General features: G+C 73.1%; 17 protein-coding genes, 1 pseudogene and 1 riboswitch. Of the genes and pseudogenes, 11 read left to right on the forward strand and 7 right to left on the reverse strand.

Annotation, left to right across the window (positions count from 1 at the left end; genetic code table 11):
- Positions 1-238: 238 nt before the first annotated feature.
- Entirely contained in the window at positions 239-769 is a 531-nt protein-coding gene (locus tag ACQPZK_RS29150) for an N-acetyltransferase family protein (RefSeq protein WP_433535951.1), read from the forward strand.
- A gap of 171 nt (positions 770-940) precedes the next feature.
- Here ACQPZK_RS29150 and paaN read toward each other — a convergent pair whose 3' ends face one another.
- The 4 genes from paaN to ACQPZK_RS29170 form a co-directional block, all read right to left on the reverse strand.
- A complete protein-coding gene (paaN, locus tag ACQPZK_RS29155; protein ID WP_433535952.1) occupies positions 941-2,614 on the reverse strand; it encodes a phenylacetic acid degradation protein PaaN in 1,674 nt (557 codons plus the stop codon).
- Positions 2,615-2,664: 50 nt separating this feature from the next.
- Positions 2,665-3,684: an N-acetyltransferase family protein gene (locus tag ACQPZK_RS29160; RefSeq protein WP_433535953.1), complete on the reverse strand. Its 1,020-nt coding sequence runs from the start codon at positions 3,682-3,684 to the stop codon at positions 2,665-2,667.
- A gap of 236 nt (positions 3,685-3,920) precedes the next feature.
- Positions 3,921-5,207, reverse strand: a complete 1,287-nt coding sequence (gene thrC, locus ACQPZK_RS29165; protein WP_433535954.1) for a threonine synthase — start codon at positions 5,205-5,207, stop codon at positions 3,921-3,923.
- A gap of 10 nt (positions 5,208-5,217) precedes the next feature.
- Positions 5,218-5,353, reverse strand: a riboswitch (SAM riboswitch).
- A gap of 67 nt (positions 5,354-5,420) precedes the next feature.
- Positions 5,421-6,389 carry a DMT family transporter gene (locus ACQPZK_RS29170; RefSeq protein WP_433535955.1) on the reverse strand — a complete coding sequence of 323 codons (969 nt, stop codon included), beginning with the start codon at positions 6,387-6,389 and terminating at the stop codon, positions 5,421-5,423.
- 91 nt (positions 6,390-6,480) lie between these two features.
- On the opposite strand from ACQPZK_RS29170, the gene ACQPZK_RS29175 reads away from it, so the two are divergent.
- Positions 6,481-6,786, forward strand: a complete 306-nt coding sequence (locus ACQPZK_RS29175; RefSeq protein ID WP_433535956.1) for an ArsR/SmtB family transcription factor — start codon at positions 6,481-6,483, stop codon at positions 6,784-6,786.
- A 161-nt stretch (positions 6,787-6,947) separates the two neighbouring features.
- Here ACQPZK_RS29175 and ACQPZK_RS29180 read toward each other — a convergent pair whose 3' ends face one another.
- Positions 6,948-7,397 (reverse strand): DoxX family protein, encoded by a 450-nt coding sequence (locus ACQPZK_RS29180; protein ID WP_433535957.1) that lies wholly within the window; start codon positions 7,395-7,397, stop codon positions 6,948-6,950.
- 502 nt (positions 7,398-7,899) lie between these two features.
- Between ACQPZK_RS29180 and ACQPZK_RS29185 the strand changes: the two genes are divergently transcribed.
- The gene (locus tag ACQPZK_RS29185) at positions 7,900-8,502 is read left to right on the forward strand and encodes a DUF4232 domain-containing protein (protein WP_433535958.1); all 603 of its coding nucleotides are present in this window, start codon (positions 7,900-7,902) and stop codon (positions 8,500-8,502) included.
- On the opposite strand, the gene ACQPZK_RS29190 is transcribed toward ACQPZK_RS29185, so the two are convergent.
- Complete coding sequence (locus ACQPZK_RS29190) at positions 8,492-9,358, reverse strand: ABC transporter permease (RefSeq protein ID WP_433535959.1); 867 nt, start codon at positions 9,356-9,358, stop codon at positions 8,492-8,494. The two genes, ACQPZK_RS29185 and ACQPZK_RS29190, sit on opposite strands and share 11 nt — an antisense overlap.
- A complete protein-coding gene (locus ACQPZK_RS29195) occupies positions 9,358-12,222 on the reverse strand; it encodes an alpha/beta fold hydrolase (RefSeq protein ID WP_433535960.1) in 2,865 nt (954 codons plus the stop codon). Before ACQPZK_RS29195 ends, ACQPZK_RS29190 begins: the two co-directional genes overlap by 1 nt.
- A 376-nt stretch (positions 12,223-12,598) precedes the next feature.
- On the opposite strand from ACQPZK_RS29195, the gene ACQPZK_RS29200 reads away from it, so the two are divergent.
- The 8 genes and pseudogenes from ACQPZK_RS29200 (at position 12,599) to ACQPZK_RS29235 (ending at position 21,963) form a co-directional block, all read left to right on the forward strand.
- Positions 12,599-13,771 (forward strand): hypothetical protein, encoded by a 1,173-nt coding sequence (locus tag ACQPZK_RS29200; RefSeq protein WP_433535961.1) that lies wholly within the window; start codon positions 12,599-12,601, stop codon positions 13,769-13,771.
- Positions 13,758-16,454, forward strand: coding sequence for a nitrate- and nitrite sensing domain-containing protein (locus ACQPZK_RS29205; protein WP_433535962.1), 2,697 nt, complete (start codon positions 13,758-13,760; stop codon positions 16,452-16,454). Before ACQPZK_RS29200 ends, ACQPZK_RS29205 begins: the two co-directional genes overlap by 14 nt.
- Complete coding sequence (locus ACQPZK_RS29210; RefSeq protein WP_433535963.1) at positions 16,451-16,927, forward strand: roadblock/LC7 domain-containing protein; 477 nt, start codon at positions 16,451-16,453, stop codon at positions 16,925-16,927. Before ACQPZK_RS29205 ends, ACQPZK_RS29210 begins: the two co-directional genes overlap by 4 nt.
- The gene (locus tag ACQPZK_RS29215) at positions 16,924-17,400 is read left to right on the forward strand and encodes a DUF742 domain-containing protein (protein WP_433535964.1); all 477 of its coding nucleotides are present in this window, start codon (positions 16,924-16,926) and stop codon (positions 17,398-17,400) included. The genes ACQPZK_RS29210 and ACQPZK_RS29215 overlap by 4 nt, the downstream gene beginning before the upstream one ends.
- Positions 17,378-18,133: a GTP-binding protein gene (locus ACQPZK_RS29220; protein ID WP_433535965.1), complete on the forward strand. Its 756-nt coding sequence runs from the start codon at positions 17,378-17,380 to the stop codon at positions 18,131-18,133. The genes ACQPZK_RS29215 and ACQPZK_RS29220 overlap by 23 nt, the downstream gene beginning before the upstream one ends.
- Before the next feature lie 38 nt (positions 18,134-18,171).
- On the forward strand, positions 18,172-18,666 hold the full coding sequence (locus ACQPZK_RS29225) for a hypothetical protein (protein WP_433535966.1): 495 nt from the start codon (positions 18,172-18,174) through the stop codon (positions 18,664-18,666).
- Positions 18,667-18,702: 36 nt separating this feature from the next.
- A pseudogene (locus tag ACQPZK_RS29230) lies at positions 18,703-20,937 on the forward strand (AAA family ATPase).
- Positions 20,938-21,021: 84 nt separating this feature from the next.
- Entirely contained in the window at positions 21,022-21,963 is a 942-nt protein-coding gene (locus ACQPZK_RS29235; RefSeq protein ID WP_433535967.1) for an SMP-30/gluconolactonase/LRE family protein, read from the forward strand.
- Positions 21,964-21,991: the final 28 nt, after the last annotated feature.

Consider the following 21,991-nt stretch of genomic DNA (forward strand, 5'->3'; position numbering starts at 1 on the left):
GCACGGCCGGACACCCGCGGACCACCCGCCCCAGCAATCGACGACGACCGCTGAAAGAGGTGATCGAAATCGCACGCTACACGAGGAGTGACGGGAGCGCACGACCACAAATCGGGCATATTTCATGGCGATTCGAGGGTCCGTCGGATTCATGACGATGGTTGCCTTTGGGCCGGATGGAGGAGATCTGGCGGCAGGGTCGCCGGCGCGCGTCCGCCCCTGTGGTAGGCATGCGGACATGACCACCACCACGGGCGCCGGGGCCCTGCGGCAGGCGCGGATCCACCGCGTACGACCGCAGGACGCCGCCCGGATGCGGGCGCTGCGCCTGGAGATGCTCGCCGACGCGCCGTTGGCCTTCCTGGAGACCCTGGCCGACGCCGCGGCCCGGCCGCACAACGAGTTCGCCGCCCGGGTCGCGTTCACCTCGACCGGCCCCCACAACGCGCAGTTCGTGGCGGACCCGGGCGGCCGGCTCGTCGGGCACGCCGGCGGGACGGTCGCCCCGAACGAGCCGGGCCTCACCGTGATCTACGCCGTGTACGTCACGCCGGCCTGGCGGGGCACCGGGCTGCTCGGCGAACTGATCGACGGGGTGGCCGCCTGGTCACGGGCCTGCGGCCGGCCGGAGCTGCTGCTGGAGGTGGTGGTCGGCAACGACCGCGCCTACCGGGCCTACCAGCGGCTGGGCTTCAAGGACACGGGCGTACGCGTCCCCCACCCCACGATCCCCGCCCTGAAAGAACTCCAGATGCGCCGCCCCGCCTAAAGAAACCCTTCCCAGGGCAGAACCACCAAGATGTCCCACCAAAAGCCGGACGCCCAGGCGACAAACCGTGCCGACGAAAGGGTTTCCGGGGCAGCCCGCCCCGCGCAGGGATCAAGCCTGACCGCCCGGAGCGGGGTGGGCTGCCCCGGAAACCCCCACCGCAAGCAAAGATCAAGCAGGACGCCGCGACTGCACGATCCGGAACCGGTTAGCAACGTAAGCCCCGTCGGTCAGCGCCGAGTTGGCCGCCGCGTTGGCGCCGCTGCCGTGGAAGTCGGAGAAGGCCGCCGACTGGTTCACGAAGACACCGCCGGTGAGGTTGCAGGAGAGGTGCACGCCGACCTCGACCGCGACCGCCTCGGCGGCGTCCAGCACCGCCTCGTCGGTCGAGTAGACCCCGGCGGTCAGCGCGCCCTTCTCGCCGACGGTCCGACGCATCAGTTCCAGGCTGTGCGCGGTGGAGTCGGTCGCGATGGCGAACGAGATCGGCCCGAACCACTCCCGGCCGTACGCCTGGGCGTCGTCCGCGGTCAGCTTGACGATCGTCGGGGTACGCACCACCGCGTCGGCGTACGACGGGTGGGCCACGGTCCGCGACTCCAGCACCGGCTCCCCGACCTTGGTGACCTCGGCCAGTCGCTCCAGCACCCCGTCGTTGACGATCGCGCCGGTCAGCTCGACACCCCGGGCCGGGTCGGCGGTCAGCTTGCCGATCGCCGCCGCGATCCCGCCGGCCACCTCGTCGAAGCTCTTGTGCCCCTGGTCGGTCTCGATGCCGCCGGCCGGGATGAGGATGTTCTGCGATGTGGTGCACATCTGTCCGCTGTAGAGGGTCAGCGTGAACCCGAGGTTGCGGCACATGCCGGCGAAGTCGTCGCTGGAGTCGATGACGACCGTGTTCAGGCCGGCCTTCTCGGTGTAGACCGAAGCCTGCCGGGCGTGCGTCTCCAGCCAGTCGCCGTACTCGGTGGAACCGGTGAAGTCGACGATCTTGACGGCCTGGTGCAGGGCCAGGTCGCTGGCGAGCTTCTCACCGGGGGCCTCGGCCGCCAGCAGGACCAGGTTCGGGTCGAAGCCGGCCTCGGCCAGCACCTCCCGGGCGTACCTCACGGTGATCGCCAGCGGCAGCACCGCGCGCGGGTGCGGCTTCACGATCACCGGGTTCCCGGTGACCAGCGACGCGAACAGTCCGGGGTACGAGTTCCAGGTCGGGAAGGTGTTGCACCCGATCACCAGCGCCACGCCACGCGGGACCACGTGGAACGTCTTGGTCATCCGCAGCGGGTCGCCCTTGCCGGCGGCCTTCTCCCAGCCGGCCGTGCCGGGGTGCCGGGTCATCTCGGCGTACGCGTACGCCAGCGCCTCCAGCGCCCGGTCCAGCGCGTGCGCCCCACCCGCCTGGAAGGCCATCACGAACGCCTGCCCGCTGGTGAACTGCACCGCGTTGGCCAGCTCGAAGATGTGCCTGTGCAGCCGGTCGAGGATCTCCAGGCAGACGCCCACCCGGGCCTGCGGACCGGCGTCGCGCCAGGCCGGCAGCGCGGCGGACGCGGCGGCGACCAACTCGTCCGGGCCGGCGTGCGGGTACCGCACCGCCAGGTCGACACCGAACGGGCTCGTCTCGGTGGCGGTCCGCTCGCCGGCGCCGGGCTGGTCGAGCGGAAAGTCACCACCGAGGTACGCCTCGAAGGCGGCCTTGCCGTCGGCGGCGGCGGTCTCGCCGTACACGCGAGGGCTGGGGGACTCGGGATAGGCGGACCAGTAGCCCCGCTCCGTGATCGCGGTCAGCGCACGGTTGAGGGTGTCGGCGTGCCTGTCGTACAGGGGATGCGGGGTCTCCGTCATGCCGCCATCATGCATGACGGAGCTCCGCGAACAGTAGCGGCGGACACCCGTCAGAGGGTGAGCTGCCAGTTGTCCCAGGCGTCCACCGGGCGGAACCCGAGCTGCTCGTTGATCGCCACCATGTAGCTGTTGCTCGCCGCGTTCCAGGTGTCGATGACGCGTACGGCGGGCTCGTGGGTGAGCAGGTGGTGCAGGTTCTCGGCCTTGGCGATGAGGCCCAGCCGGTGACCACGGTGGGCCGGGTCGACGAGGGTGATCTGCTGGTACGCGTGCCAGTCGGTCGAGGCGGCCACGTCGAGCAGGGTCCAGGCCACCAGCCGGCCGGACGCCTCGTGTCGCATGGCGAGGTGGTAGCGCCGCCGACCCCGGGCGTCCAGGGCGCGCTCGTTGCCCCGGATGCGCTCGGCGTCGACCTGCTCGGGTTCCCACTGCACGTCGCCCATGGGCGCGTCCATGAGCAGCCGGCCGTCCAGGTAGGCGATGTCCGCCACGTACTCCGGTGGGGTGGCGCCCTGCCAGGTGACGGACCGGTAGCCCTCGGCGCGGGGCCGGGCCTCGGCCAGGGCGGCCCGCAGCGCGAGCCGGTCGATGCGCTCGATCTCCAGGCGGCGACGCACCTCGACCAGCGCGGAGTGCGCGCCCAGCGCGGTGGCGAACGCGGCGCCCGCCACCGGTCGGGTCGGGCCGTCGGGCAGCGCGGCGACGGCCATGGCGACGACCCGTTTGCGGTCGTGTTGACGGAGGAGGCGTACCCCGTACTCGTGCAGGGCCCGGCCGACGCCCCGGCGGCGCAGGTCCGGACGGACCGTCAGCTCGGCGGTGGCGTTTTCGGGGTTGTCGAGCTGCGGCAGGTCGAGCTGAAGGTAGCCGGCGGGCACCCCGTCCAGCCGGGCCAGCGCCCAGAGGGAGCGGGTGCCGGGCATCGGGGTGTGGAAGAGGGCGTCGAAGCGTTGCCGGCAGGACGGCGGGAAGTCGGGCAGGTCGGCCTCGATGGCCGCCGCTCCGATGCGGTACGCCTCGTCGACCGCGGCCCGGTCGGTGCCGTCGAACGGCGCGATCGTGATGCTCATGCGGGTGAGCCTGGCAGGAGCAAAAGCGACAGGGCCAGCGATTATTCGCTGGCCCTGTCGAACGTGGTCGGGAGGGACACTCGCACAACGCCTCCGGCGTTGGGTCGCAAGAACTTCAAAAGTCTTCGGCGAAATGCCCTCCCGCACGGAGCATCTTGCGCCGTCCGGTTCCTGCCGTCAAGTCCCGAGGGGCAGGTTTTCCACACTCACAGCGAAAATCCAGTCACCCGGTGGATTCAGCCGAGCAGACCGGCGTCCCGGGCCGCACGCAGGGACGGCTTGATCTGGTGGGTCGGGCCGACCTGGGCGGCCACGGCGTCGATGGTCTTCAGACCTTCGCCGGTGTTGAAGATGACCGTCTCCGCCGTGGGATCGAGCCGGCCGGACTCGACCAGCTTGCGCAGCACCGCGGCGGTGACTCCGCCGGCAGTCTCGGCGAACACGCCGGTGGTACGGGCCAGGTCGCGGATGCCGGCGCGGATCTCGTCGTCGTCGGCGTACTCCATCCAACCGCCGGTGCGGCGCACCGCCTCCAGCGCGTAGAGGCCGGCGGCCGGGTCGCCGATGTTGAGCGACTTGGCGATGCCGGTGGGCTTGACCGGGGTGATGGTGTCGGTGTCGGCGTGCAGCGCGGCGGCGATCGGGTTGCAGCCGGCCGACTGCGCCCCGAAGACCTTCCAGCCGCCCGCCGGGGCCTCGACCAGGCCGATCTCGACCAGCTCGGAGAACGCCTTGTCAATCTTGGTGAGCAGTTCGCCGCTGGCCATCGGGATGACCACCTGGGCGGGAATCCGCCAGCCGAGCTGCTCGGCCACCTCGTACCCGAGGGTCTTGGACCCTTCCGCGTAGTACGGCCGGACGTTCACGTTGACGAACGCCGTGTCCTCGAACTCGTCGGTCTCCACCAGCTCACCGCAGAGCCGGTTGACGTCGTCGTACGAGCCGTCGATGGCGACCAGCTCACCGCCGTAGACGGCCGTGGTGATGACCTTGCCCTGCTCCAGGTCGCACGGGATGAAGACGATCGAGGGCACACCGGCACGGGCGGCGTGCGCGGCCACCGAGTTGGCCAGGTTGCCGGTGGAGGCGCAGGCGAACCGGCTGAACCCGAGCGCCTTGGCGGCGGTCAGCGCCACCGAGACGACGCGGTCCTTGAACGAGTGGGTCGGATTGGCGCTGTCGTCCTTGACCCAGAGCGGCGCGGTGATGCCCAGCTCGGCGGCGAGGTGCGGAGCCGCCACCAGCGGGGTCAGACCCGGGTCGAGGGTGACCCGGGTGGCCGGGTCCTGCCCGGCGGGCAGCAGCGCGGCGTACCGCCAGATGTTGTCGGGGCCGGCCTCGATCTGCTCCCGGGTGACCGTGGCGAGGGCCGCGGTGTCGTAGTCGACCTCCAGAGGACCGAAACACTCGTAACAGGCGTGCTGGGCGGCGAGCGGGTAGCGGGCCGAACAGGCACGGCAGACGAGGGCGCGGGCGGGGCTGGCGGAGGTGTCGATGCCGGAGGCGGCGAGCGTCGACGTCATGTCGAGAGTCCTCTCATCTTTCCCCGCATCGCACGGTGCGGCGGGGACGGAATTGGCACCTGCCCCGCGGGTCGCTCAGCGGTGAGCGCGCGGGGTGGTTGCCGGGGCGTCGTCGGGCCGTATCCCTCAGCCCCTCTGGATGAGGTATGCAGTTGTGCCACCGAGTCTAGGCAACGTTGCCCGGCGCCTCCACCGGGCATCCCAGCCAGTGGGTCAGCGGGCTGCCACCGCCACCGGGTCGACCACCGCGACGGGATCGGTGACCGCGGTCGGCTGGGGCGACGTCGAGGGCCGGGGGCGGGTGCGCGCCGCGAGGTTCGCGGCGACCAGGGCGGCGATGGTGATCGCCGCTCCGACCAGTTCGATGCCCTCCGGCCGGTAGCCACGGGCGATCTGCACGACGAAGGTGGTCACCGGGACGAGGTTCATGAACAGGGCGGCGTTGGCCGCGCCCAGGCGCTGCACACCGGTGTTCCAGGCCAGCACCGCGACGACGGCGGCGACGAGCACGGCGTACGCCAGTTGTGGAGTGACCGCCACGAGGTCGGCGCCAGCCGGCGCGTGCTGCCACCCGACGGCGTCGGCGCCGATGCTCGCGGCCAGCATGGCGGCCGTTCCGGCGAGCGCGGTCAGGGTGGTGAAGCGCAGCGGTGACCAGGCGCCGAACCGGGTCGCGCCGTGGGTGTAGACGGCCCAGCCGAGCACCGCTCCGATCATCATGAGGCCGCCGAGACCGAACTGGCCGAGCCCGGCCAGGCTCCCGCGCGTGATCACCAGACCGACGCCGAGGAGCGCCACCAGGGAGAGGACCAGAAGCAGAGGCTTCGGCCGTACGCCGTCGCGGGCCCACCGGACGAGTTGGGTGATGATCGGGGTGGTCGCCACGAACAGGGACACCTGCTGCGGGGCAGCGTGTTCGAGCGCCAGGTTGGTGAGCAGGTTGAAGCCGGCGAAGCCGACGACGCCGAGCACCACCACCTCGACTCCCCGACCGCCGAGCCGCAGCGCGGCCGTGCCCTCGCGGAGCAGCAGGATGCCGACCAGGATGACGGCGGCGACGACGTAGCGGGCGGTGGTCAGGTTGAGCGGGTCGACCCGAGCCAGCGCAGTGGCCAGGATCGGAAACATCGCGCCCCAGGCGAGCACGGCGAGCAGCGGGTAGGCGGCGGCGCGGGATCGCATCGTCAGCTCCAATGTTCGAGTATCTTCGAACCAACGACACCGACCATAGGGTGTTGTTCGATGATTGTCGAACAAGGGTTAGACTGGTCACATGGAGCTGCACGAACCCGACCTGACCGACGTACCGGTCACCGCCGTGCTGGCCGCACTCGCCGACGACGTGCGGTTGCAGATCGTCCGGGCGCTCGCCGAGAGCGGCGAGGCGGCCTGCGGCAGCTTCGACTTCGGCGTCTCGAAGGCGACCCGCAGCCACCACCTCAAGGTGCTGCGCGAGGCCGGCCTGACCCGCACCCGGGCCGCCGGCACGAGCCGCCTGGTCCGACTGCGCCGCGACGAGGTGGAGGCGCGCTACCCGGGCCTGCTGGACGCGGTCCTCACTCCCCGCCCGCCAGCCTGACCCCGCCTCCGAGTCGATGCCGGGGGCCAGGGGCAACCCCTCTCCCTCGCATCCTTTGGAGCTGAATCGTTCACGGCATCACCCGATGCAACGCCACCCCGAACGCACGCGTCGCCGGAGCCGACACGCCGAGGCTCCGGCGACGCGCGTCACGGGTGCGGTCAGGCGTTCACCGGACTGGGCTCGGGCATCGACGACGACGGCGCGTCGGCGCGACGCTTGAAGAGCAGCGCGTCGAGCGCCCACGGGCCCGATCCGAGCGCCGCGACCAGCAGGAACGACCAGCAGAAGAGGGCTGCCAGCTCACCGCCGTTGTGCAGCGGCAGCAGGCCGTCCGGCTGGTGCACGACGAAGTACGCGTACGCCATCGAGCCGGACGCGAGAAGCGCGGCGGGCCGAGCGAAGAGCCCGACCAGCACCAGCGCGCCGCAGATGAGCTGGATCAGGGCGGCCCACCAGCCCGGCCAGGTGCCGAGCGGTACCGCCTTGCCGGTCATCGGGTTGCCGCCGAACAACCCGAAGACCGAGGAGAGGCCGTGCAGCGTGAACAGCAGGCCGATCACGATGCGGAACAGGGACAGGGTCGGCCCGCCGAGCCGAGAGACGTTCATGGAGACCTCCATCGAAGGGAACAGATCTCTTCCATGGTGGGGCCTCAAGCCATCGATGTTAATAAATTCCTTGCCAGTGGGAAAATCCCCGGCGGGAGCACCCGGTGCGCAGTGCGGGAGCTGCGGCTTGTCCTGATTTGATGCACACCCGGCAGTAGCTCGCGCGCGTTGGGAGCGCTCCCGAACCCTCAACGTACCGGCTGGCGCAGTGCCCGTACACCCTGTCGAGCTGCCCCACACACGGGGCAGGAGGCCGCATCCGAGCTGCGAGCCGGGACGACGGCGACTCCCTTCGCGCCCGAAGATCTGCGCAACATCAGGGTTATTGCTGCCTCCCGCGCGCCGCATGCAGCAACAACAGGGAAGTTGCGCGGATCTTGGCGCGGGGTACGGGGCGCGGGGCGCGGGGCGCGGGGCAGAAGGTGTACGGCAAGCCCTCATATCGGCGATCCGGCGGGAGGCCGGGCACCCAGGGGCCGGGTCGGTGCGCGAGGATCGGGAGATGATCTTCCGGAACGTCAGCGGGCTACGGGTCGGCGCGGCGGCCATGCTGGTTCTCGCGCTCAGCGCCTGCGTGCCCCGCGATCACGCGGGGCAGGGCGGCGACCCGAGCGGCCCGCCGCCCAAGGTCACAACCGCACCCAGCGCGTCCGCGAGCGCCGAGCCCGCGCCCACGTGCCCGGCGTCCGGCGTCCGGATCCGCTCGACCGGAGGGGACGCGGCGATGGGGCTGCGCGCCCTCGGCCTGGAGCTGCTCAACTGCGGTGACCGCCCGTACCGGCTCAACGGGTACCCGACGGTGTGGGTCCTCGACGAGCAGCGCAAGCCGATCATCCTGGCGGTGCAGAACGGGGCGAAGGACATCACGTCGGGCTTCGACCAGCCGCCTCGCGAGATCACCCTCGCACCCGGCGAGCGGGCCGTCGCCACCATCCTCTGGCGCAACCTGGTCACCGACTCGACGGTGGTCGCCACCGACGGCGCGTACCTGTCGGTGGCGCCCGCCGCCGGTCAACCCGCCGAGGAGGTCGACCCGCAGGGTCCGGTCGACGTGGGCAACACCGGGCGGATCGGCGTCAGCGCCTGGCGGATGCCTACGACGTGATGTCCTTGCGGGTGAAGCGCCAGAACGCCAACCCCCAGAACAGCGTCGCGTAGCTGATCGCCGAGATGGTGCCGCGTACCACGTCGTCGGTCTGCACCGGCGTGGACAGCAGTCCCAGCCAGGCGGTGCTGAAGTGGGTGGGCAGGAAGTCCCGCAGCACGCCCAGGGCGGTGATCTGGTCCAGGATGCTGGACAGGATCCACAGCAGAACCGCGCCGCCCACCGCGCCCAGCGCGGCGTCCGTCGTCACCGACAGCAGGAACGCCAGGCCGGCCACCACCAGGAGTACGACCGCCAGGTAGCCGAGCACCGCCAGCAACCGGAGCAGCCCCTCGCCCGGCTCCAGCTCGGCGGCCACCGTGCTGCGCAGCGGCGACCAGCCGTAGCGCAGGGTGCCCGCGAGCAGGGCGGTACCGGCCAACAGGACCAGGGCCAGAGCCGAGTACGCGAGCGCGACCACCAGCTTCACCGTCAACAGCCGCGCCCGGGGCACCGGGATCGCCAGCAGGTAGCGCAGGCTCCCCCAGCTCGCCTCGCTGGCGACCGTGTCGCCGCAGAACAGCGCGACGACCACCACCAGCAGGAACGACGCCGACACGAAGATCGAGAAGAGGGTGAAGTTGAGCCCGCCCGAGGTGGCCAGGTCGACAAGGCTGGCGAACTCGTTGTTGCCGTTGTCGTCGTCGCCGCCGGAGTTGAACTGGAAGGCGATCAGGATGATCAGCGGGAGCAGCACCATGAACCCGAGCGCCAGCTGGGTCCGCCGCCGGGACGCCTGCCGGCGGAACTCCGCCGCGAAGGGCAGGGTGGCCGACGGCCGGTAGCCCTGGGCCTCGCCCGCGTCGACAACTGCCATCACCGGTCACCGCTTCCCCGAGAGTTCTCGCCCACCAGGGCGAGGAACGCGTCTTCCAGGCGTCGCCGGGGCACCACCCGGTCCACCCCGATGCCGGCCCGCACCAGCTCGGCCACCACCTCGCTGCGCGCCGTGCCGTTGGTGTCCACCACCAGTTGCCCGTCGCTCTCCGGCAGTACCCGTACGCCGTGCAGCCGGTCCAGCACGGCGCGCGCCGCCTCCGGATCGGTGACGTCGAACAGCACGCTCGGCGACTCGCCCACGATCTCCTGGACCGGCCCGGAGGCGACGATCCGGCCCTTGTTGACCACCACCGCGTGCGTGCAGGTCTGCTCCACCTCGGCCAGCAGGTGACTGGAGACCAGCACCGCCCGGCCGTCGGTGGCGTACCGCTGGAGCACCCGGCGCATCTCGGCGATCTGCGGCGGGTCGAGCCCGTCGGTCGGCTCGTCCAGCACGAGCAGCTCGGGAAGGCCCAGCATGGCCTGGGCGATGGCGAGCCGCTGGCGCATGCCGTGGCTGTAGTTCTTGATCTTCCGGTGCACCGAGTCGCCCAGCCCGGCGATCTCCAACGCCTCGTCGAAGTGCGCGTCCTCGGCCGGTCGGCCGGTGGCCCGCCAGTACGCCCGCAGGTTCGCCAGGCCGGAGAGGTGCGGCAGGAACCCCGGCCCCTCCACCAGCGCGCCGATGCGGGACAGCACCGGGGAGCCGGGCACCAGCCGACGACCGAACACGTAGATCTCGCCGGCGGTCGGCTGGGTCAGCCCCATCAGGACCCGCAGGGTGGTGGTCTTGCCCGCGCCATTGGGCCCCAGCAGGCCCACCACCTGGCCCGGGTGCACCTCGAAGTCCACGTTCGACACCGCCACGAACCCGTCCGCGTACTCCTTGCGCAGCGCGCGCACGGCCAGCGGCGTGTCCGCGTACTCCGGATGCACCGAGCGGTCCTGGCGGCGGTGCCGGCGGCGGACCACGGCGACGACCACGACGAGCCCGATCACGATGGCGGCGAGCAGGGCGGCGAGCACCCAGCGCCAGACGGTCGCCGCCGTGGGGATCGGCTCACCGTCGACCGTGGGCAGGCTGACCGCGCCGTCCGCGGCCACCGTGTAGACGGTGGGCGCGGCGGGCGTGGTGTACGCCTGGTCGGAGCTGGCCACCACCAGGCGCAGCCGGTGCCCCGCCTCGATCCGGCGGACGATCCCGGGCAGCGTCACGGTGACCGGGCGGGCGTCCTGCACCCGCTGCGGCAGGCCGGTGAGGCGGATCGGCGCGACCAGACCGTTCGGCAGGGTGGCGGCACCGTCCTTGTCGACGTCGTAGAGCTTGACGAAGAGCACCGCCTCCCCGGTCGGCGAGGCGGCCCGTACGGTCACGGTGGGCGCGCCGGCCACGTCGACGGCCTCGGTCAGCGGCGTCGACTCGAAGCGCGCGTGCTGGCCGGGCACGTCCCCGGCCACCCCGTCGAGCAGCGAGGTGAGGCCACCGGCGAACGGCACCGAGGAGATGGCTGCGGGGTTGCCGTTCGGCGGGTTCGCGATCGGCTGCGCCGGACCGGCGACCGCCACCTCCCGGCGGGCGTTGCCGGCCAGGCCGGGGTAGTCGGCGCGGCGGAAACCGGTGGCGACCAGACCCCGGTCGAGCGCGTCGAATCCGGCGATCCGGGACCAGGTGAAGTCGTCGCCGGGCGCGTCCCCCTCGCCCTTGACGTAGTGGTCGAGCCACTGGACGGTCAGGAACTTCACCCGGTCCTCGTCCGAGCGCGGTCCGCTGCCGCCGTCGTGCCCGCCGGTGAACCAGGCGACCCGTACCGGGGTGCCGGCGGCGGCGATCCCCCTGGCGTTCGCGTCCGCCTCACCGAGCGGGAAGAGCGTGTCCGCCTCGCCCTGGACCAGCAGGGTGGGCGCCTTGATCCGGTCCAGCACGCCGGCCGGGCTGGACCGGCGCAGCAGGTCGACGGCTGCCTGGTCGGCCCGGCCCGTGGTGGCGATCCGCAGGTACGCGGCGCAGACGTCGGCCGCGAACCGCCCGCAGGACGGGTCGGCGGCGCCGGCCGGGAGGCCACCGGGCGCGGTTCCGGGACCCGCGCCCGGCCCCGGGCTCGGTGGGCCCGCGGACGCCGGCGCTCCCTCGGGTTGGGCGGCGGTCGTACCGGAGAGCCCGGCCGGGCCGCTGCCCACGTTGCCGCCCCCGCCGAAGAAGAGGCCGGCCCAACCCTTCTTGAACACGCCCTCGGTCGGCGCACCGCCGGTGCTCTCGGGCAGGAAGGCCCGGGACAGGTCGTTCCAGGTGATCATGGGGACGATCGCGTCCACCCGGGGGTCCTGCGCGGCCAGCAGCAGCGCCAGGCCGCCGCCGTACGAGCCGCCGACCACGCCGACCTTCGGGTCGCCGGGGGCGTCGGTCCGCACCTCGGGGCGGGCGGCCAGCCAGTCCAGCAGCCGCTGCGCGTCGCGTACCTCGTAGTCCGGGTTGTCCAGGTGGATCTCGCCGCCGCTGCGGCCGAAGCCCCGCGCGGTCCAGGTGAGCACCGCGTACCCGCGTCCGGCGAACTCCTCGGCGTCCGGGCGCACCGACTCCTTCGTGCCGCCGAAGCCGTGCGCCAGCAGGACCGCGGGGACCTTCCGGCCGGACGACGCGCCGGGCGGAAGGTACAGAGTGGTGTCCAGGTCCACGGGCGCGTCGCCGGACGGTCCGGAGCGGACGGTGAGCATCGCGCTCCGGGCGCGGACGTCCGATCCCTGCGGCCACACCGCCCAACCGACAGCGACGGCCACCAGCACGACGACCACCCCCGCGGCGATCACGCGACGGCGGGTGGGCAGGACACGCCGGAACCATGCGGCCGGCGACGACGATCTCATGCGGCACACGGTACGGCTCGCAGCCTGAGCGCTGGCTGAGATCCGCCGTACGTCTGTCCGGTTGCTCCGATCGGTGATCCGGTCCGGTGCGACCGAGCATCCTCCGGTGGCGGGCCAGTGAGTTGAGTTCGGATCGCGTGAATTCCGATCTTTCGCGGATATCACCCTCGATGCCTTCATGTCACACCAGCGAATGGGACAGAGCGTGCGCGGAACCCTGACGAACGGTGACATCACGCGAACTGACGCAAACCTGACTCGCCGCAACCGGCCGGGTCACCGGGGGGTTCGATTAGTTTTCCGGTCCGGTGGACGGGACTTGTCGGCGAACCCGACACCGCGCCGATCCCCCGCCCGACGCCGGAGGAGAAACACCATGACAGTCCCCGCGCCGCGGGCCCGTCGACGGACGTCCATTCTTGGCCGGTCACTGCCGCTGCTGCTCATCGTCGCGCTGCTCGCGCCGGTCGGGACGCTCTTCGCGTCCACCTGGCGACAGATCGGCGACGATCGCAGCCTGGCCGACTCCGAACGACTCGGCGTGGAGTACCTCCGCGCCCTCGCCCCGATCACCGAGGCGCTGGTGGAGGCCCAGTCCAACGCCGTCGCCGGCCGGGGTGTCCCCGGCGAGCCGCTGACCCGCGCGGTCGAGCAGGCCGCCGCGGTGGACGCCCGCATCGGCGGACAACTGCGCACGCAGGAACGGTGGGCCGGGCTGCGGGCCAAGCTGGAGGCGCTGCGCGAGCGCAGCCCCGCCGACCCGGAGGCCGCCTTCACCGCGTACGGCGAGGTCACCGACCTGCTGCTCGCCCTGCACCGCAAGGTCCGGGAGAGCTCGGGGCTGGTTCGTGACCCGGGCGCCGACTCCTTCTTCCTCCAGGACAGCGCCGGCCAGGAGCTGCCCGAGGCGGTGGTGGCCGCCGGCCGGCTCGCCGACCTGGGTGTGCTCGCCGGTCGGCGACCGGCCGCCGAACGGCCCCGGAGCCTGATGGAGATGACCGGTCTGCGGGTGTCCGCCCTGTCGCCCGCGACCGACGTGGTCGACAACCTGCGCTCCGCCGTGGACAACTCCGAGAGCACCGACCTGGGCGCCAACGTGCTGACCCCGCTCGACTCCTACCAGCGGTCGGTGGAGGCGCTGGCCCTGTACTCGACGCCCAGCGCCTCCGGCGTCGTCGACCAGGGCCAACTGGCCGCCGCCGCGCTCAACTCGCGCAACGCCGCCCGGCAGCTCCAGCCCGTCATCCTCGGTGAACTGGACACCCTGCTCACCGAACGGATCGACGGGCTGGCTCGGGACCGTTGGCTGGCCGGCGGGGCGGCCACGGTGGCCGCGCTGGTGCTGATCTGGCTCGCCGGGCTGCTGATCGCCGCCGACCGACGGGCACGTCGACGCGCCGCCGCACCGGACGTCGCGACCCCTGCGGCCCCGCCGCCCAGCGACCCCTGGCAGCCACCGGCCGCGACCGACATCCGACCGCTGCAACCGGTGGGAGCGGCCCACGAGCCGGTCGTCGAGCAGTGGGGGCCGTTCGATGCTGCTCGCTAGGCTCCGGATCCGTGGGAAGCTCGCGCTGCTCGTGGTGATTCCCCTGCTGAGCATGGTCGGTCTCGCGGTGCCCGTGGTGCTCGACCGGGTGGCCGCCGCCCAGCGCGCCGCCGACATCACCGACCAGGTACGGCTCGCCAGCCGGGTCGGCAGCCTCGTCCAGGACCTCCAGCAGGAGCGCATCCTGTCGATCGGCTTCCTGCTCGGTCGGGTCGAACGCTCGGAGGTGACCCGCAAGGCAGCCGACGTCGACGACCGGGTGGCCGACCTGCGGGCTGACGGCGGCGACGCGCTGACCGAGCAGGTCGACCACGCGCTCAACGGGGTGTCCCGCCTCGGCGACCTGCGCAGGGCGGTGCTGGCCCGTACCGCGAACCCCGGCCAGGTGATGGACGCCTTCGGGCCGGTCAACAGGGAGTTGATCGGATCGCTTCGGCTGGTCTTCTCGGTGGACACCGAAACGTTGCCCGGCCGCCAGGTGCTCGCCCTGGACGGGCTGCTCCGCGCCGACGAGGGCATCGGCGCCTGCGCCACCCTGAGCATCCTCGTCAAGGCCATCGGCACTCCGGACACCACCGCCGGCTACGTGGCGTGCATCGCCGCCCTCCAGGTCGACAACGCGCGCTTCCGCAGCCTGATCACGCCCGAGCAGCTCAAGGTGGCGCAGCTCAACGACGCTGCCGTGGCCGCGCGTACCAGCCCCGACTTCCTGATCACCAGCGCCCGGGACCCGGCCGGAGCGGTCCGCGACGTGCCGATGGAGGCGCTGTTCCCGGCCGTCCGCACGATGATCCGGCTCGGCCAGTTCGTCGAGAAGAAGATCGTCGCGGACGTTCTCGCCGAGGTGAAGGCCGACCAGCGGCGGGCGCTGACCGCCGCCTACCTGGTGGCTGGCGCGGCGGCGCTGATCCTGGCGCTGGTGGTGCTGCTCAGCGCGGCGGTGGCGCGTACGGTGGCCCGACCGCTGACCCAGCTCACCCGCTCCGCCGACCGGGTCGCCCGGGTCGCGGAGGCGGAGCTGGTCCGGGTCACCGACGACGAGGCGGAGAGCGTCCAGTCGGTCCGGTTGGAGCCGGTGGTCATCCGGTCCAGCGACGAGATCGGTGATCTGGCCCGGGCGTTCGACCGGGTGCAGAACACCGCTGCCCAGCTGGTCGAGCGGCAGATCGCCGGCCGGCGCAACGTGGCGCAGATGTTCGGGCACGTCGGACGACGTACCCAGAACCTGGTGAGCCGGCAGCTCGCGCTGATCGACCGGTTGGAGCAGCAGGAGGCCGACGCGGGCCGGTTGGAGCACCTGTACCGGCTCGACCACATCTCCAGCCGCCTGCGGCGCAACGCCGGCAGCCTCGTGGTCCTCTCCGGCTCGGCCGGCGCCGACGCGCACACGGCGCCGGTTCCGCTGGCCGACGTGGTCCGGTTGGCGCTCGGCGAGATCGAGGACTACACCCGCGTCGATGTTCAGGTGCCGGCGGGTGTCGCCGCCGCGCCGGCCATCGTCGGCGACCTCGTCCTGGCACTGGCCGAGCTGATGGAGAACGCGACGGTCTTCTCTCCACCGCACACCCGGGTCGTGGTGACCGGCGAGACCTCCGGGCAGGGCGCCCGGATCACCGTGGTGGACCACGGCATCGGCATGAGCGAGCAGCGCCTCGCCGAGGAGAACGCCCGGCTCACCCGGCGGGAACGTCTCGACCTCGCGCCGACCGAGGTGCTCGGCCTGTTCGTGGTGGGCCGGCTGGCCCGCCGCCATGGCCTGGAGGTGAGTCTCGCCGCCACCGTGGGCGGCGGAGTGACCGCCCAGGTGGAGATCCCGCAGGGGTCACTGGTGCTGCGCCGCGCTGATCGGGCCGGGGCGACGGTCGCCCGGGCCGCCGTACCGGACCGCGGGCGACGGCCGGCTCTCGACTCCGCCGGGGGGGCACGTGCCCGGGGCGCCGCCGCCGCGCCGGCCGCCACCGCACCGGCGGCCACACCGGCCACCGCGGCAGCCGCCGTCGTGGCACCGGCCGGCTTCGACACGGACCTGCTCAGCCGGGCCACCCGCAGCCTCGAGGCCGGCGAGTCCTGGGACGCCTTCGGCGCTCGGGAGTCGGCGGACACGGCCGGGACCGCCCGTACGACACCGCAACCCACCGCCGTCGCGCAGAGCGCCACGACGGCGGGGACGTCCACCGGTCCCCGGATCCGGCAGCGGGTACCCGGCGCGAGCCTCGCCGCCACCGCCGCACCCACCCGGCCGGTCGACGCCACCGGCGCCGACCCGGATGCCGCCCGGGCACTTGTCGAGGCGTTCCAGTCGGGCGTACGCCGGGCCGAGTCGAGCACCCCTGGGGCCGATGGCCCCGGCGGGAACTGGGCGATGCGGACGGTCACCGACCCGCCCGCCAGCGCGGGGCCCACAGTGGCGGATCCCGGCGCTACCGTCGACCTGCCCACCACCCCGGGCGGCCTCGGCCCGACCGTGGCGGACACCGGCGGCTCCAACCGGGGCCGTCCCCGGCTGAGCCGGCGCGTGCCCGGCGCGAACCTGACGGTCTCACCGCCCAGCCAACCAGTCAGCCCGCAGCTCGGCGATCCGGCCGAGGTGCGCAGCCTCATCACCGAGTTCGAGGCGGGCGTCGCCCGTGCTCTCCGCGAAGTCAGCCCAGATCGTCGGAACGAAGAAGGATCATCACGGTGACCAGCCCCTTCCTGCACGACAACGTCGACCACCAGACCCAGCCGGGAGCCGCCGGGGACCTCAGCCCCGAGGCCCGCACGTTCAACTGGCTGCTGGACTCCTTCACCTCCAGCACCGCCGGGGTGTTGGAGGCGATCGCGGTCTCCTCGGACGGGCTGCTGATGGCCATGTCGGCCATCAAGGACCGCTCCAACGCGGAGCGTCTGGCCGCCGTGGTCTCCGGCATGACCAGCCTCGCCGGGGGCGCGGCCAGTTGGTACGCGCTCGGCGGCCTCAACCGGGTGATCGTCGACATGGCCGACGGGTACCTGTTGATCAGCGCCATCAGCAGCGGTTCCGTCCTGGGCGTCGTCGCCGACCGATCGGCGAACCTGGGCACCGTCGCGTACGAGATGACGCTCTTCGCCGGCCGGGCCGGCGGCGCGCTCACCCCGCGCCTCATCGCCGAGCTGAAGAACGCCGTTCAGCAGTGACTCCCGACGTCGCCGGCGAGGATCCGGACCCGGAGCCCGGGGTACGGATCCGCCCCTACCTGCGCACGCCGCACCCGGGTGGGGGCGGCGCGCCGGCGGCGCCGGAGTCGGCGCCGGACGACAGCGGCCCGGCCGGCCTGCGGCCGTTCGTGCTCACCGCCGGGCGGGTGGCCGGCGCCGACCCGGCGATCGGGCTCGAGACGCAGGTGACCCGCTCCGACGGTGGCCGGTGGACGGGCACACCGGTCACCCTGCTGGCGCCGGAGCTTCAGGCGATCATCGCGCTCTGCGCCGATCCGATCTCGGTGGCCGAGATCTCCGCCCGGGCCCGGCTCCAGTTCGGCGTGACCCGGGTGCTGGTGGGCGACCTGCGGGCCGCCGGGCACCTGGACGTGCACGTCACCGACGTCAACGACGCCTACGACCCCGACCTCATCCTGCGAGTGATTGATGGACTTCGTGCGATCTCCTGAATGGCCGGTCGTCCCGATCGGGGGTCTCGCCGGCAACAGCGCCACCGCCCGCTACGGCGCGGCCCCGGGCACCGGTCCGACGTCCGGGCGTGCCAGCGCGCCGCCGCCGGCCCCGCCACCGCCTCCGTACCGGCCGCCGGCCGACACGGGACCGACCAGCCGTCCGTCGGCCGCGCCACCCGTACCGGTCAAGATCCTCGTCGCCGGTGGGTTCGGGGTGGGCAAGACCACCACGGTCGGCGCGATCTCGGAGATCGCGCCGCTGACCACCGAGGCCGAGATGACCAGCGCCGGCATCGGCGTGGACGACCCGGGCGTACGGTCGAGCAAGACCACCACCACGGTGGCGATGGACTTCGGTTGTGTGACCATCGACCGCAGCCTGAAGCTCTACCTCTTCGGCACACCGGGGCAGTCGCGCTTCGGCTTCATGTGGGACGACCTCGCCCGGGGCGCGCTCGGCGCGCTGGTGGTCGTCGACAGCGCACGACTCGACGACTGCTTCCCGGCGATCGACTTCTTCGAGCGGGCCGGGTTGCCGTTCGTGGTGGGGGTGAACGCGTTCGACGGGCGGCTCGCGCTGGAACTCGGCGAGATCCGCTGGGCACTGGCGATCGGCGACCACGTACCTCTGGTGCAGTTCGACGCCCGGGACCGACTCTCGGTGCGGGACGCTCTGCTGGTAGTCCTGGACCGTGCGTTGGACCGGGCCACCCGGGACAGGAAGGCCTGAGCCGACCGGCTCCGGCCGTGGCGGGAAGGGGTGATCTGGTGAGGGGCGACCTGGACGAGACGCTGGCCCGATTGGCCCGGCGCGAGGAGGCGCTGCGCCGGCGGGCCGACGACCGTGACGATTCCCTGCCGCCGCCGGGCCCGACCGCCGCGCCGGCCCGCAACGCCGGCCAGGCCCGGCACGCGGAACCGCACGACCCCGCCGACACCGCCGGGTGGGGGCCGGTCGAGGAGGTGACCGAGGCGGTACGCCAGGTCGTCGGCGTCCACCCCGGGCTGGTGGTGACCGTCCGCATCGAGCACGACGGTCGGACGTACCCGCTGCGGGTTTCCTGGGACGGCCCGGACGTGACGGTCGGCCCGGAGCCACCGACGGCCCCCGTGGAACCCCCGCCGTCCTGGCCGCTCTCCGGGCGGACGGTGCCGGCGTGGGCGCCCGGCCCGGACGGGTTGACGCCGGACCCGGCGGCCCGCCTCGCCGAGTTGATCCGGCGCGACCCGTCGCTGCTGGACGAGTTGGATCCGCGGCGCTGAACGCCGTGACCGGCTGACGGGTACTACGGTCGGTCGGTGGCCCAACCCGACCTGACCCTGACGGCGAGCCTCCGGCCGGCCGCGCTGGACGCCCGACGGGGCATCGTGCGACTTCACCCGGAGGCGCTGACCGCGCTGGGCCTGCGCCCGGGCGCGCCGGTGCGGCTGACGGGCCGCCGGGAGACCGCCGGGATCGCGGCGGTGGCCGGGGCGGGCGCGAGCAGCGCCCTGCTCTACGCCGACGACCTCACGCTCGGCAACCTGGGCGTGCGGGACGGCGCGTCCGTGCGCGTGTCGCCGCTACCGCTGACCCCGGCGGCCCGGGTCACCCTGGCCGGACCGGTGGAGGTGATCGCGGCGGTCAGCCCGGAGATGCTCCGGCTCGCCCTGCTCGGCAAGGTGGTCACCGCGGGCGACGACGTGTCGCTGCTGCCGCAGGACGTGCTGCCGGACGCGTCGACGCGCAGCCTCGTCGAGGCGGCCCGGCGCAGCCTCGCCACCAGCGTCGGCTTCGCCTGGACGAGCACCCTGCTCACCGTGGTCGCCGTCGAGGAGTCCGCCGGGTCGCTGGTCACCATGGACACCGTGGTCGGCTGGGAGCACGGCCCGGCTACCCACGGCGCGCCACCAACGGCCAGACGGCCCGGGGCGGTCGACGCCGTCACCGAAGCGGACGCGCCCGGGGTGGTCGACGCCGTCACCGAGGCGGACGCGCCGGACGTGGACGAGCTGCCGGGGCTGCGCGCCCAGGCGGACGAGTTGACCGAACTCCTCGACCTCGGCTTCCACCACCGGGAGGTGCTGGGCCGGCTGGGCACCACCATCTCGCTGGGCGTGCTGCTCTCCGGGCCGGCCGGCTCCGGGAAGTCGGCGCTCGTCCGGGCGGTCGCGGCCCGGGTGGGTGCCCGCGTACACCCGCTGTGGGCGCCCGAGGTGGCCGCGCTGGCCGACCAGGCCGCCGCCGACCGGCTGCGCGCCTCCGCGAGGGCGGCCCGGGCCGGCGGGCCGGCGGTGCTGCTGGTCACCGATGTGGAGGCACTGGCCCCGGCGGAGGAACCCGGCCCGCTGGCCACGGTGTTCCGGCAGGTGCTCGCGGAGGTCGTCCGGGCGGGGGTCGCCGTGGTCTGCACCACCAGCCGGCCGGAGGCCGTCGACGTGGCGCTGCGCGCTCCGGACCTGCTGTCGCTGCGGATCAGCGTGCCGCTGCCCGACGCGGCCCTGCGCCGCGAACAGCTCACCGTGCTGACCCGGCAGGTCCCGCTCGCCGACGACGTGCGGCTGGACGAGGTGGCCGGCCGTACCCCCGGGTTCGTCGCGGCGGACCTGGCGGCGCTCGTCCGGGAGGCCGGGGTACGCGCGGCGCTGCGGCAGAAGTCCGCGTCGACGCCCACGGTGTCGATGGCCGACTTCACCGCCGCGCTGGAGGTGGTCCGGCCCACGACGATGGCCGCGTCGACGCTGGAGTTGGCGTCGGTGACGCTCGACGACGTCGGCGGACTGGACGAGGTCAAGCAGACGTTGACCGAGTCGGTGCTGTGGCCGTTGACCTACCCGGACACCTTCGCCCGCCTCGGCGTGCAGCCACCGCGCGGCGTGCTGCTCTACGGACCGCCCGGCTGCGGCAAGACCTACCTGGTCACCGCGCTCGCGGGCTCGGGCCGGGCGAATGTGCTCTCGGTCAAGGGCGCGGAACTGCTCTCCAAGTGGGTGGGCGAGAGCGAACGCGCCGTACGCGAACTGTTCCGCCGGGCCCGGGAGGCCGCGCCGACACTGATCTTCCTGGACGAGGTCGACGCGTTGGTGCCGGTACGCGGGCAGGCCACCGACGGCGGCACCACGGATCGGGTCGTCGCGGCGCTGCTCACCGAGCTGGACGGGGTGGAGGCGCTGCGCAACGTGGTGGTCGTCGGCGCCACGAACCGGCCGGACCTGGTCGACCCGGCGCTGCTGCGGCCCGGCCGGCTGGGGCGGCTGGTCTACGTGCCGCCACCGGACGGTCCGGCGCGCGCGGAGATCCTGCGGGCCGCGTCCCGGAACGTCCCGCTGGCGTCGGACGTCGACCTGGCCGCCCTCGGCGAGGAACTCACCGGCTTCTCGGCCGCGGACTGCGCCGCGGTGATCCGGGAGGCGGCGCTCGCGGCGATGCGGGAGTCCCTGGCCGCGGCCACCGTCACCGCCGCGCACGTGGCCGCCGCGCGCGAGCGGGTCCGCCCGTCGCTGGACCCGGCCCAGGTCGCCTGGCTGGCCGCGTACGCCGCCGAGCGGGCCTGAACGCCGGGTCCAACCTTTTGCCGTACGAGGAGCGTTGTCGAAGCGAAACGTTCCCCAGTGGAGAGATCCACTCGACGACAGGCGGTGACCCTCTTGCGCAGGCTGCTCTCTCTACTCGCCGTGCCGCTGGTCGCGGCGGCCACCCTCGCCACGGTCGGCTCGCCCGCCAACGCCCGTCCGACGACGTCGTTCCCGTCCCGGATCGCCCTGCCCGACGGGTACGCCCCCGAAGGGTTGACGATCGGCCGGGGCAGCACCGTCTACGTCGGGTCCGTCGGCGACGGGGCCGTCTGGCGGGGCGACCTCCGCACCGGACGCGGTTCGGTGTTCATCCCCGGCGCTCCGGGCCGGCAGAAGGCAGGTCTCAAGCTCGACCCGCAGGGCCGGCTGTGGACCGCCGACTTCTCGGCCGGATCGGCGAGCGTCCACGACGGCGCGACCGGCATGCAACTGGCCCACTACCGGTTCACCGACGAGCCGGGCAGCATCGTCAACGACCTCGTGATCACCCCGCGCGCCGTCTACTTCACCGACTCGGCCCGGCCGGCGCTGTACGTCGTACCGCTGCTTCCGGGTGGTCGGCTGCCCGCCGCCGCCGCTGCCCGGGTGCTGCCGCTCAGCGGTCCGGCCGCCACGCCGGACGCGTTCAACAACGGGATCGTGGCGCTTCCCGACGGGGACCTGCTCGTCGCCCAGATGTTGACCGGCCGGCTGGTACGCGTCGACGCGCGCACCGGCGCCAGCCGGGTCGTCGACCTGGGCGGCTACTCGGTGGACCGGGCGGACGGGCTGGTGCTGCGCGGCCGCACCCTCTACGTGATCCGGAACCTCACGAACGTCGTCGCGGTCGTCGAGCTGAACGCCGGCGGAACGGCCGGGGTGGTACGGCGGGAGATCACCAGCCCGGCGCTGCGATCGCCGGCGACCGGGGACCTGCTCGGCTCGGCGCTCTACGTGGTGAACGGCCGGTTCGACGTCGAGCCCGGCCCCACCATCGACTACGACGTCGTACGCCTCCCGGCCTGATCGGACGGTCGGCGGCGGCCCCGGCACG

This window comes from Micromonospora sp. CA-249363 (assembly GCF_050950185.1).
In the GTDB taxonomy this organism is placed as follows: Bacteria; Actinomycetota; Actinomycetes; order Mycobacteriales; family Micromonosporaceae; genus Micromonospora.

Bases quoted from the DNA above. Each gene is read 5' to 3' on its own strand.
- ACQPZK_RS29160 (WP_433535953.1), bottom strand. From the start codon at position 3,684: ATGAGCATCACGATCGCGCCGTTCGACGGCACCGACCGGGCCGCGGTC.
- ACQPZK_RS29180 (WP_433535957.1), bottom strand. From the start codon at position 7,397: ATGAACGTCTCTCGGCTCGGCGGGCCGACCCTGTCCCTGTTCCGCATC.
- ACQPZK_RS29185 (WP_433535958.1), top strand. From the start codon at position 7,900: ATGATCTTCCGGAACGTCAGCGGGCTACGGGTCGGCGCGGCGGCCATG.
- ACQPZK_RS29190 (WP_433535959.1), bottom strand. From the start codon at position 9,358: ATGGCAGTTGTCGACGCGGGCGAGGCCCAGGGCTACCGGCCGTCGGCC.
- thrC (WP_433535954.1), bottom strand. From the start codon at position 5,207: ATGACGTCGACGCTCGCCGCCTCCGGCATCGACACCTCCGCCAGCCCC.
- paaN (WP_433535952.1), bottom strand. From the start codon at position 2,614: ATGACGGAGACCCCGCATCCCCTGTACGACAGGCACGCCGACACCCTC.
- ACQPZK_RS29195 (WP_433535960.1), bottom strand. From the start codon at position 12,222: ATGAGATCGTCGTCGCCGGCCGCATGGTTCCGGCGTGTCCTGCCCACC.
- ACQPZK_RS29200 (WP_433535961.1), top strand. From the start codon at position 12,599: ATGACAGTCCCCGCGCCGCGGGCCCGTCGACGGACGTCCATTCTTGGC.
- ACQPZK_RS29220 (WP_433535965.1), top strand. From the start codon at position 17,378: ATGGACTTCGTGCGATCTCCTGAATGGCCGGTCGTCCCGATCGGGGGT.
- ACQPZK_RS29170 (WP_433535955.1), bottom strand. From the start codon at position 6,389: ATGCGATCCCGCGCCGCCGCCTACCCGCTGCTCGCCGTGCTCGCCTGG.
- ACQPZK_RS29150 (WP_433535951.1), top strand. From the start codon at position 239: ATGACCACCACCACGGGCGCCGGGGCCCTGCGGCAGGCGCGGATCCAC.
- ACQPZK_RS29205 (WP_433535962.1), top strand. From the start codon at position 13,758: ATGCTGCTCGCTAGGCTCCGGATCCGTGGGAAGCTCGCGCTGCTCGTG.
- ACQPZK_RS29175 (WP_433535956.1), top strand. From the start codon at position 6,481: ATGGAGCTGCACGAACCCGACCTGACCGACGTACCGGTCACCGCCGTG.